The sequence below is a fragment of the Herbiconiux sp. genome, assembly GCF_023264895.1.
Taxonomy (GTDB): Bacteria; Actinomycetota; Actinomycetes; order Actinomycetales; family Microbacteriaceae; genus Herbiconiux.
This window is the reverse complement of record NZ_JAHFUY010000127.1, coordinates 1-9,560: the sequence shown is the minus strand read 5'-3', so window position 1 is coordinate 9,560 and position 9,560 is coordinate 1. Positions and strand designations below refer to the sequence as shown.

Sequence of the window (9,560 nt, the reverse complement as noted above, 5' to 3'; positions counted from 1 at the left end):
GACCGCCGCCGTTCGCGCCGCCGCGCCCGCGCCGAGCGTCGCGCCCACGATCGCGCCCGCCTCGATACCGCCGCTCTCGCCCGCGCCCGCCGCAGCCTCGTCGCCAGAGCGGTCGATCCCGACCACGCCCACCCCGCCGCCTCCACCCCGCCCCGGCACGGGCGCCTACGTGGGCGCGGCCGTCATGGTCCTCACCCAGATCGCGATGGTCGCCATCATGACCATGACCCCCGTGCACATGCGCGCCCACCACCACGACCTCGGCGACGTGGGCCTCGTGATCGGCGTCCACATCGGCGCGATGTACCTGCCCTCGCTCGTCACGGGCGCGCTCGTCGACCGCGTCGGCCGCACGCCCATGGCGATCGCGGCGGGGGTAACCCTCCTCGCCGCCGGGATCACGGCGGCCCTCGCCCCGGGCGACGACCTCCTGCTGCTGATCGTCGCCCTCGCCCTGCTCGGCCTCGGCTGGAACTTCGGCCTCATCGCCGGCACGGCCCTCGTGGTCGACAACACGGTGCCCGCCAACCGCGCGCGCGTGCAGGGCACCCTCGACGTGCTCATCGCGCTCTCGGGCGCGGGCGCCGGGGTCATGTCGGCGGTGGTGATGGCCGGCACGAGCTACTCCGTGCTCTCGCTCGCCGGCGGCGTGCTCGCCCTCCTCCTCATCCCCGTCCTCCTCTGGGCCCGCGGTCGCGCCCCATCCCCGTCCCGCCCTCCGACCCCCTAGCGCCCCGAGCCCCTCCCGCCCTCCCCGACTTGACAGAAGTCGCGCCCAAAAGCGCCGACTTGGCACATCTTGTGTCAAGTCGGGCGTGAGCGGCGCAACTTCTGTCAAGTCGGGGAGGGGGGGCAGGGGGAGGGGGCAGGGGCCCGGCCCGGGCTCCTCCCAGGTGGGGCCGGTCGCGGCCGCCTAGCATGAGCGGCACATGGAACTCTTCGTCGACATCGTGCTGCTCGTGGTCGCCCTGCTCGCCGTCGCGGCGGGCTGGCGCCGTGGCGCCCTCGTCACGGCCGCCTCGCTCGCGGGCATCGTGGCGGGCGCCCTCATCGCGACCCTCGCGGCCCCGCCCGTCGTCGAGTGGCTCGCGACCGTCGGCTGGGCCGAGGCCTGGCAGCGTGCCGTCGCGGCCGGCCTCGTGCTCATCCTGAGCATCTCGATCGCGATCGGCCTCCTCACCCTCCTGGCCCGGCTCCTCCGCGGTGTCATCGGCGTCGTCAAGATCGGCCGCGGCATCGACTCGCTCGGCGGCGCGGTGCTCGGCCTCCTCACCTGGGGCGTCGTGGTCTGGCTCCTCGCCGGCCTCCTGCAGTCCACCGGCATCCTCCCCGTCACGCAGCTCGTGCAGGGCTCGAAGGTGGTCGCCACCCTCGACGCTATCGCCCCCGTGCCCTCCGAGACCGCGCTCGGCACCATCGGCGAGGCGCTCGACGACTCGGGCTTCCCCGAGGTCTTCGCCTTCGACTCCGAGACCATCCAGGGCGCCCCGCCGCCCGACCCCTCGATCCCGGATGCCGTCAACGCGGCGGCCGGATCGGTGGTCAAGGTGCTCTCCTCGGCTCCCCGCTGCGGCAGCGACGCCGAGGGCAGCGGCTGGGTCGTGGCCGACGACCGCATCGTCACCAACGCGCACGTCGTCTCCGGCTCCGACGAGCTCTTCGTGCAGGCCGGCGGCATCGGCCGCCTGCTCGACGCCGAGCTCGTGGTGTTCGACCCCGCCCGCGACCTCGCGGTGCTCGCGGTGCCGGGCCTCGACGCCCCGCCCCTCCCGCTCGGCACCGAGCTCGCGGCGGGCGACTCCGCCGTGGTGGCCGGCTTCCCCGAGAACGGCTCCTACAAGACCGTCTCGTCCCGTGTGCGCGAGGTGCTCACCGCGGTGGGCAGCGACATCTACGAGGCGGATCCGGTGACCCGCGAGATCTACTCCCTCCGCTCCGACGTCCGCCCCGGAAACTCCGGTGGCCCCCTCTTCGACGTGAGCGGGCAGGTCGTGGGCATCGTCTTCGCCCGCTCCACGCTCGACGCCGAGACCGGCTACGCGATGACGCTCGACGAGGCCGCCCCCGTGCTCGAGGCCGTCTCATCGAGCGACCCCGTGGCATCCGGAGCCTGCTCGGGCTGAGCGCCCCGAGAACATGTGTACAGCGTCTACATGCTCTGCTAACGTGTGGTCCACACCGACCAGAGGAGAGCGCGATGACCACCCTGAACCCGTACATCAACTTCCGCGGCGACGCCCGTGCCGCCGGCGACTTCTACCAGTCGGTCTTCGGCGGGGAGCTCATCCGCAACACCTTCGCCGAGTTCCAGACGCCCACCGAGGAGGGGGAGCAGGAGTGGATCATGCACTCGCAGCTCACCACCGAGGGCGGTCTCGTGCTCATGGTCTCGGATGTGCCGACCGGCATGGAATACGACCCCGGCAACAACATCTCGGTCTCGCTGAGCGGTCAGAGCGAGGGGGAGCTGCGCGGCTACTTCGACAAGCTCGCCGAGGGCGGCACGATCGAGCTGCCGCTCGAGCGGGCTCCCTGGGGCGACTTCTTCGGCCAGGTGAGCGACCGCTTCGGCATCCACTGGCTCGTCAACGTGACGAACCCGGCCTAGCCCCGCGCGTCATCCGGATGCCGCCGGCCGCGAGCAGAGCCGCGAGCAGCACGGCCACGAGTCCCGCACTCCACGGCGCCGCTCCGGTGGCCGCGAGTTGATCGGACGCAGGCACGGATGCAGCGCCCGGCGTCGGCGCGGGAGCGGGCCCGGGGACCGCCGCGAGCGTCTCGAGGTACGCCTCGACGTCGGCGAGCCCCGCCCCCGCCACGTTCTCGGGGGCCACGAGGGAGGGCAGCGGGCTGTCGAGCGGGCTCGCCGACGACAGCAGCGCTGCGCGCAGCGTTGCGGCGTCGAGGTCGGGCCGCAGCTCCTGGCCGAGAGCCAGCACGGCGGCGGCCGACGGCGCAGCGGCCGAGGTCCCGAAGAACGCGAAGGTGCCGTCGCCGAGCGGGTGCTTCGTGGAGAAGAAGTTGGTGTGCCCACCATCGAGCCCCGTGACGTCGGGCTTCGACAGCACGAGCGGCTGCGGCAACGGGGTCGCCACGGTGCTCACGTCAGGCTGGTAGTCGAAGTAGGTCGTCGTCGGGCCCATCGAGGAGAAGTCCTCGACCGTGCGCGGGGTCAGCGCGGGTGCGGCGGCCACCGAGATGGTCTGCTCCGCGCCCGCGTGGCCGACGACCGAGGAGCCGACCCGGTCGTCGCCGGTCGTCTCGTGGTGCTCCGCGCCCAGGAGGTAGGGATGGGCCGAGGTGACGAGCTTCACCGCCGGGGTCACGAGGGTGTCGCCGCCGCGCGAGGTGTTGCGCACGATCGCGAGCTGGCTCTCCCCGGCCTGCATGGGCGATCCGCTCATCGAGTACGGGAACCCGGCGGGGGAGGCGGCGATGACCTCGACGTCGCCCCCCGGCGTGATGAGCGCGAGACGGAGGTCACCCCTGGCGGCGGAGTACGGCTCCGCCCACTGCAGGATGAAGAGGGCCGAGGCGGTTCCGGTCGCGTCGAAGAACAGACCGTCGGTGGTGTCGACGCCCGCTCCCGGATCGAAGTCCATGCAGTCGCCCGTCGTGATGCCCGCGGCCTCGAAGCCGGCCGCCACGGCGGCGGGGCACTCGGCGGGGCGGTACTCGGTGGTCTCCCACGAACTGATCGGAGCGCCTTCACCCGGGTGGCCCTCGGCGCCCAGCACCGTGTGGTTGCCCGCGGCGGCGAGGTAGGGGACGCCGGCCTCGACGGAATCGCGCACCGCCACCCCGATCGGCCCGTCCTGGAAGTAGGGGTCGGTGAACATCCACACGTCGTCGACGATCACCGTGGCGCCCGCGGAGCGCAGGTCGTCGATGGCCTGGGCGAAGGTCACCTCGTCGTCACCGGCGCTGGCGAAGAGGAGCCGAGCCCCCGGGGCGATGCTGTGCACGAGCTGCGCCATCGCGCGGCCCTCGTCCGAGTCCGCGCGGGAATCGCTCTCGTGCACGACCTCCACCGGGGTGGTGCGGCCGCAGGGATTGCCGGGGCCGGGGAGGAGCCCGGCCGCGATGTCGTCGGCCGGGCGCGAGAGGGCGTCGGGGGCATGGTCGAAGGAGTCGGAGATGATGCCGACCGTGGCGCCCGTGCCGTCGACCCCGAAGCGGGCGGCGGCGGCGTCGGCGTGGAGAGGGCCGGCGAGGTTGGCGGGCACGGTGCGGCAGGCGGCGCGGGAACCGGCGGCGATTGCGGCAGCAGCAGAAGCGCCGTCACCGGCATCTGCCCCGGCCCAGGCAGCTGCCGCGGCGAGCTCGTCGCTCGCCGCGGTGCCGAACATCGGCGCCACGGCCTCCTGCAGGCTGGACACACCCGGCAGCGCCGCCACGGCCTCGAGGTCGGCGGGCGCCACCGTGGCGCTGACCCGCCCGAAGCGGCTCGACGAGGCGGTGATGCGCACGTCACCCGCCGCCTCGAGAGCGGCGAGATCGGCGTCGATGGGCCCGGAGGAGTAGTGGATGCTGACGGCCACGCGCCCGCCGTCGTCGATCTGCAGACTCCCGGGACCGGTCGCGGGCAGGGCGAGTTCGGCCGCGGCCGCGGCCGAGCCGGGATCGGCGGCCATCGCGCCGCCCTGCAGCGCCTCGGCGCCGAGGGTCTCGAGCCGAGGCGACAGCGTCTCGCCAGCAGGAGGGGCCGGTGAGGCCGCCGCAGCGGCACCCGCGCCCGATCCGCACGCCAGCGCGAGCGCGACGCCCGCCGCTCCCACTGACCAGACCGCGCGACGGCGCGCGAAGAACCCCTTGACCATCCCCACCCCCGTGGACGAAACCGACTGAGCTACAACGCTATCGCGCTACTTCGACGCCTTCTTGTCGGCGCGCTTCTTCTCCAGCGACTCCTTCTCGGCCTTCAGCGAGGCCACGGTCGACGCGTCGAGCCCGGGATCCGGCAGCTCGACGAAGGCGCTGGAGGCGCCCGTGCGCGAGTGCAGCACCGAGTCGTAGTGGATGACGGCGGCGCGCACGCGGGCGGTGGCCCGGTCGCGCTTGCCGCGGTTCGCCTTCGGGTCCTCGAGCACTGCGACGTGCTTCGTGAGGGCCTTCGTGAGTTCTTTCAGGGCCGTTCGGGTCTTCTTCGCCATGGGCGACATTATGCCCCCACGAGGTTAACGGGCCGCCGTTCGGCCGATTCAGGGAGCAGTATGGGCACATGACCACGACGACGCAGTCGACAGGCGCACCGGAGACCCCTGAGCTCAAGAAGGTGATGGGGCCCAAACTGCTGCTCCTGTTCATCATCGGAGACATCCTCGGCACGGGCATCTACGCGCTCACCGGCCAGGTCGCGGCGGAGGTGGGCGGCGCCGCCTGGCTGCCGTTCATCGTGGCGTTCGTGGTGGCCACCATCACCGCCTGCTCCTACCTCGAGCTCGTCACGAAGTTCCCGCAGGCGGCGGGCGCCGCGCTCTACGCGCACAAGGCGTTCGGCATCCACTTCGTGACCTTCCTCATCTGCTTCACGGTCATGTCGTCGGGCATCACCTCCGCCTCGGCCGCGGCCGGAGCCTTCGCGAGCAACTTCGTGATCGGTTTCGGGCTCGGCGAGGGGCCGGGGCTCGCGCTCCTGATCGCGCTGTCGTTCATGATCCTGATCGCGGCCGTCAACCTGCGTGGCGTAGCCGAGAGCGTGGGCCTCAACGTCGTGCTCACCCTCGTGGAGCTCTCGGGCCTCCTGCTCGTGATCTTCATCAGCTTCTTCGCCATCTTCGGCGGGCAGGCCGACTTCTCACGGGTGGTCGCGTTCGACACCCCCGACGACAAGAACGTCTTCCTCGCCATCTCGACGGCCACGTCGCTCGCCTTCTTCGCGATGGTGGGCTTCGAGGATTCGGTCAACATGGCCGAGGAGACGAAGAACCCCTCGAAGATCTTCCCGCGCACGATGCTCACGGGCCTCGGCATCACCGCCGTGGTCTACGTGCTGATCTCGATCGTGGCGGTCGCGATCGTGCCCGTGGGTGAGCTCGCCGGCAACGACACCCCGCTCGTCACCGTGGTGCAGACGGCGGCACCCGACTTCCCCATCTCGGCGCTCATCCCCTTCATCTCGCTGTTCGCCGTCGCCAACTCGGCGCTCATCAACATGATGATGGCGAGCCGCCTGCTCTACGGCATGAGCAAGCAGGGGGTGCTGCCGCCCTTCCTGTCGAAGGTGCTGCCGAAGCGGCGGACGCCCTGGGCCGCGATCCTCTTCACCACGGTCATCGCCCTCGGGCTCACCTCGTACGTCTCGATCGACCCCGCCAACCCCATCGCGGTGCTGCTCGGCGGCACCACGTCGCTGCTCCTGCTCGCGGTGTTCGCGGTCGTGAACGTGTGCGTGCTGATCCTGCGCAAGAAGCCGGTCGAGCACAAGCACTTCCGCACCCCCACGGCCCTTCCCGTCATCGGCGCCATCGCGTGCCTCTATCTCGTGTTCCCGTGGACCTCCGGTCGCCCCGTCGACCAGTACCTCATCGCGGGCATCCTGCTGGCCATCGGCATCGTGCTCTGGGCGGTGACCTACCTGCACCGCCGGAAGAGCGGATACGGCGGGGCGGCCGCGCTCGACACCACCGGCCTCAAGGTCGTCACCCAGGACCCTGGCAAGCTCAAGGAATGAGAACCGCCCCCCTTCCCCGCACCGACCTCGTCGCCTCGAACCTCATCCTGGGGCTGATGCGCATCGAGGCCCTGTCGAACGAGGAGATCCGCGCCCTGGTGCGCACCGCGCTCGACGCCGGCATCACGGTCTTCGACCACGCCGACATCTACGGATCCGAGCGCCACGGCTGCGAGGCTCGCTTCGGCGAGGCCGTCTCGTTCACCCCCGCCGAGCGGGAGCGCGTGCTCGTGCAGTCGAAGGTGGGCATCCGGGACGGATACTTCGACTTCTCGGCCGAGCACATCCTGCGGAGCGTCGACGAGTCGCTCGCGGCCCTGCGGCTCGAGCACCTCGACCTCCTGCTGCTGCACCGCCCCGACGCGCTCGTGGAGCCCGACGAGGTGGCCGCTGCCTTCGACGCGCTGCAGGGCGCGGGCAAGGTGCGGCACTTCGGCGTCTCGAACCACACCCCCGGCCAGATCGAGCTGCTGCAGCGCTCGGTGCGGCAGCCGCTCGCGGTCGACCAGGTGCAGCTGAGCATCGCCCACGCCCCGCTCGTCGCCGCCGGGGTGGCCGCGAACATGGCGGAGGAGGTGCAGTCGACCGACCGCGACAACGGCCTGCTCGACTACAGCCGCCTGCACGACATCACGCTGCAGGCCTGGTCCCCGTTCCAGAGCGCCGCCACCGGCCGGGTCTTCCTCGGCGACCGTGAGCGCTACGGCGTCCTCAACGACGAGCTCGACGCGCTGGCGGCCGCCTACGGCGTCACGCCGACCGCCATCGCCGTGGCGTGGATCAACCGCCATCCGGCCGACATCCAGGTGGTCGTGGGCAGCACGACCCCGCAGCGCATCACGGATGCCGCGGCCGGCTCCGAGCTGCCCCTCACCCGCCCCGAGTGGTACCGCCTCTTCACGGCCGCCGGTCACCTGCTCCCGTGAGCGCCGCGGCCTCGACTACCCGAGCGCCGCGCGGAACTCGTCGAGCATGCCGTCGCTGAAGAGCGCGAACGACACCCGCCCCTCGTAGGGGCTCTCGGACACCGTGTCGACGGCGATGCGGGCGGCGCTCGCGGCGGGCCAGCCGTAGACGCCGGCGCTGATCGCGGGGAACACCACCGACGCCGCTCCGAGCGCGCCGGCCACCTCGAGCGAGCGCCGGTAGGCCGACGCGAGCACGGCGGACCGGTCCTCGCGCTCGCTGAAGACGGGCCCGACGGTGTGGATGACCCAGCGCGCCGGCAGCCGGCCCGCGGTCGTCGCGACGGCCTCGCCCGCGGGGAGCCCGTCCGGCCAGTCGGTGCGCCGCAGCTCGCGGCAGGCGGCGAGGATCTCGGGGCCGCCGCGCCGGTGGATCGCGCCGTCGACCCCGCCACCGCCCAGCAGTGAGCTGTTGGCGGCGTTCACCACCGCATCCGCTTCGACCGTCGTGATGTCGGTGCGCAGGAGCTCGATCGGCCTCATGCGGCCGACCCTACGCCGACCCTCCGCCGGGCGGACGAGGGGTGGGAGGCCGGGCTCAGACCGAGAGCAGGGAGCGCAGCGCCGAGGCGAATATCGTGAGGCCGTCGACGCCCGAGCGCATGGCGAGCGCGGTGTCGGGCCCGAAGCCGGCCTCCACGGCGTGCTCGGGGTGCGGCATGAGGCCCACCACGTTGCCGCGCTCGTTGGTGACGCCCGCGATGTCGTTGAGCGAGCCGTTGGGGTTGACGCCCACGTAGCGGAAGACCACGCGGCCCTCGCCCTCGAGCCGCTCGAGGGTCTCGGCCGAGGCGATGTAGCCGCCCTCGCCGTTCTTCAACGGGATCGTGATCTCCTGGCCGGCGGTGTAGCCGTTGGTCCAGGCCGTCGAGGTGTTCTCCACCCGCAGCACCTGGTCGCGGCACACGAACGAGCCGTGGTCGTTGCGGATGAGCCCGCCGGGGAGCAGGTGCGCCTCGGTGAGCATCTGGAAGCCGTTGCAGATGCCGAGCACCGGCACGCCGCGCTCGGCGGCCGCGACGACCTCGCGCATGATCGGCGAGTGCGAGGCGATGGCGCCGCAGCGCAGGTAGTCGCCGTAGCTGAAGCCGCCGGGGAGCACCACGGCGTCGACGCCCTGCAGGTCGTGGTCGCCGTGCCAGAGCGCGACGGCCTCGCCGCCGGCGAACCGCACGGCGCGCTGGGCGTCCCGGTCGTCGAGCGAACCGGGGAACGTGACGACCCCTACCCGCGTGCTCACGCGAGGGCTCCGGAGGCGCCGGCGCCGCTGTGGGCGCCCGACTCGTCGAGCACGGTGATGTCGACGACGTCTTCGATGACGCCGTTCGAGAGCAGGTCGTCGGCGATGGCGCGCACCGAGGCGAGCACCTCGGCGTCGACGGCGCCGTCGACGGTCAGCTCGAAGCGCTTGCCGACGCGCACGTCGCTGAAAGCGGTGTTGCCGAGCCGCGCGAGCGCACCGGCGACGGCCTTGCCCTGCGGATCGAGGAGTTCGGCTTTGGGCATGACGTCGACGACGATCTTCGGCACGTGATTGCTCCTCGGGTCGGGCGGAGGGGACCCGCCCAGTCTACCGCTCCCGTCCGGCACCACGCTCCTGCAGGCGCATCCCGACGGACGCCATCATGGGGGCGGCGTCGGGGCCGCTCACCATGCGGCCGAGCTCGCGGCGGGTGCGGGCGCCGAGCTTGCCGCGCGCCGTGTAGACGTGCGACTCCACCGTGCGCACCGAGAGGAACAGGCGCTGGGCGATCTCCTTGTTGCTGAGGTGGTTCGCCACGAGCAGCGCCACCTCGGTCTCGCGCTCGGTGAGCTCCACGGGCTCCTGCCCCGCTGGCAGCGGCCAGACGGTCGATGCCGGGGCCGTGCCGAGCCCGGCCAGCCGTGCGGCCGTCGCGGCGGCGTCGCCACCGAAGCCCGAC

At 72.3% G+C, this 9,560-nt stretch carries 11 protein-coding genes; 5 read left to right on the top strand and 6 right to left on the bottom strand.

The features are described from left to right. The 3 genes from Q0D57_RS18150 to Q0D57_RS18140 form a co-directional block, all read left to right on the top strand. The coding region (locus Q0D57_RS18150) for an MFS transporter (RefSeq protein ID WP_291046727.1) at positions 1–730 on the top strand (730 nt) is incomplete at its 5' end. A gap of 199 nt (positions 731–929) precedes the next feature. Continuing rightward, positions 930–2,123, top strand: a complete 1,194-nt coding sequence (locus Q0D57_RS18145; RefSeq protein WP_291046726.1) for a MarP family serine protease — start codon at positions 930–932, stop codon at positions 2,121–2,123. 74 nt (positions 2,124–2,197) lie between these two features. Then, positions 2,198–2,608: a VOC family protein gene (locus Q0D57_RS18140; protein WP_291046725.1), complete on the top strand. Its 411-nt coding sequence runs from the start codon at positions 2,198–2,200 to the stop codon at positions 2,606–2,608. Here Q0D57_RS18140 and Q0D57_RS18135 read toward each other — a convergent pair. Together Q0D57_RS18135 and Q0D57_RS18130 are read right to left on the bottom strand one after the other, a co-directional pair. Beyond that, a complete protein-coding gene (locus tag Q0D57_RS18135) occupies positions 2,586–4,820 on the bottom strand; it encodes a S8 family serine peptidase (RefSeq protein ID WP_291046724.1) in 2,235 nt (744 codons plus the stop codon). The genes Q0D57_RS18140 and Q0D57_RS18135 overlap by 23 nt on opposite strands. Positions 4,821–4,865: 45 nt before the next feature. Next, positions 4,866–5,153, bottom strand: coding sequence for a hypothetical protein (locus Q0D57_RS18130; protein WP_291046722.1), 288 nt, complete (start codon positions 5,151–5,153; stop codon positions 4,866–4,868). Positions 5,154–5,221: 68 nt separating this feature from the next. On the opposite strand from Q0D57_RS18130, the gene Q0D57_RS18125 reads away from it, so the two are divergent. Beyond that, positions 5,222–6,673 carry an APC family permease gene (locus Q0D57_RS18125; RefSeq protein WP_291046720.1) on the top strand — a complete coding sequence of 484 codons (1,452 nt, stop codon included), beginning with the start codon at positions 5,222–5,224 and terminating at the stop codon, positions 6,671–6,673. After that, positions 6,670–7,599 carry an aldo/keto reductase gene (locus Q0D57_RS18120; RefSeq protein ID WP_291046718.1) on the top strand — a complete coding sequence of 310 codons (930 nt, stop codon included), beginning with the start codon at positions 6,670–6,672 and terminating at the stop codon, positions 7,597–7,599. The genes Q0D57_RS18125 and Q0D57_RS18120 overlap by 4 nt, the downstream gene beginning before the upstream one ends. 15 nt (positions 7,600–7,614) lie before the next feature. Here Q0D57_RS18120 and Q0D57_RS18115 read toward each other — a convergent pair whose 3' ends face one another. The 4 genes from Q0D57_RS18115 to Q0D57_RS18100 all read right to left on the bottom strand — a co-directional run. Beyond that, positions 7,615–8,121, bottom strand: coding sequence for an O-acetyl-ADP-ribose deacetylase (locus Q0D57_RS18115; protein WP_291046716.1), 507 nt, complete (start codon positions 8,119–8,121; stop codon positions 7,615–7,617). Between the two features lie 55 nt (positions 8,122–8,176). Further along, positions 8,177–8,878, bottom strand: a complete 702-nt coding sequence (gene purQ / locus Q0D57_RS18110; protein WP_291046713.1) for a phosphoribosylformylglycinamidine synthase subunit PurQ — start codon at positions 8,876–8,878, stop codon at positions 8,177–8,179. Further along, positions 8,875–9,168, bottom strand: coding sequence for a phosphoribosylformylglycinamidine synthase subunit PurS (purS, locus tag Q0D57_RS18105; protein ID WP_291046710.1), 294 nt, complete (start codon positions 9,166–9,168; stop codon positions 8,875–8,877). Before purS ends, purQ begins: the two co-directional genes overlap by 4 nt. A 40-nt stretch (positions 9,169–9,208) precedes the next feature. Further along, positions 9,209–9,560, bottom strand: a 352-nt coding sequence (locus tag Q0D57_RS18100; protein WP_291046707.1) for a helix-turn-helix transcriptional regulator, incomplete at its 5' end; no start/stop codon positions are given.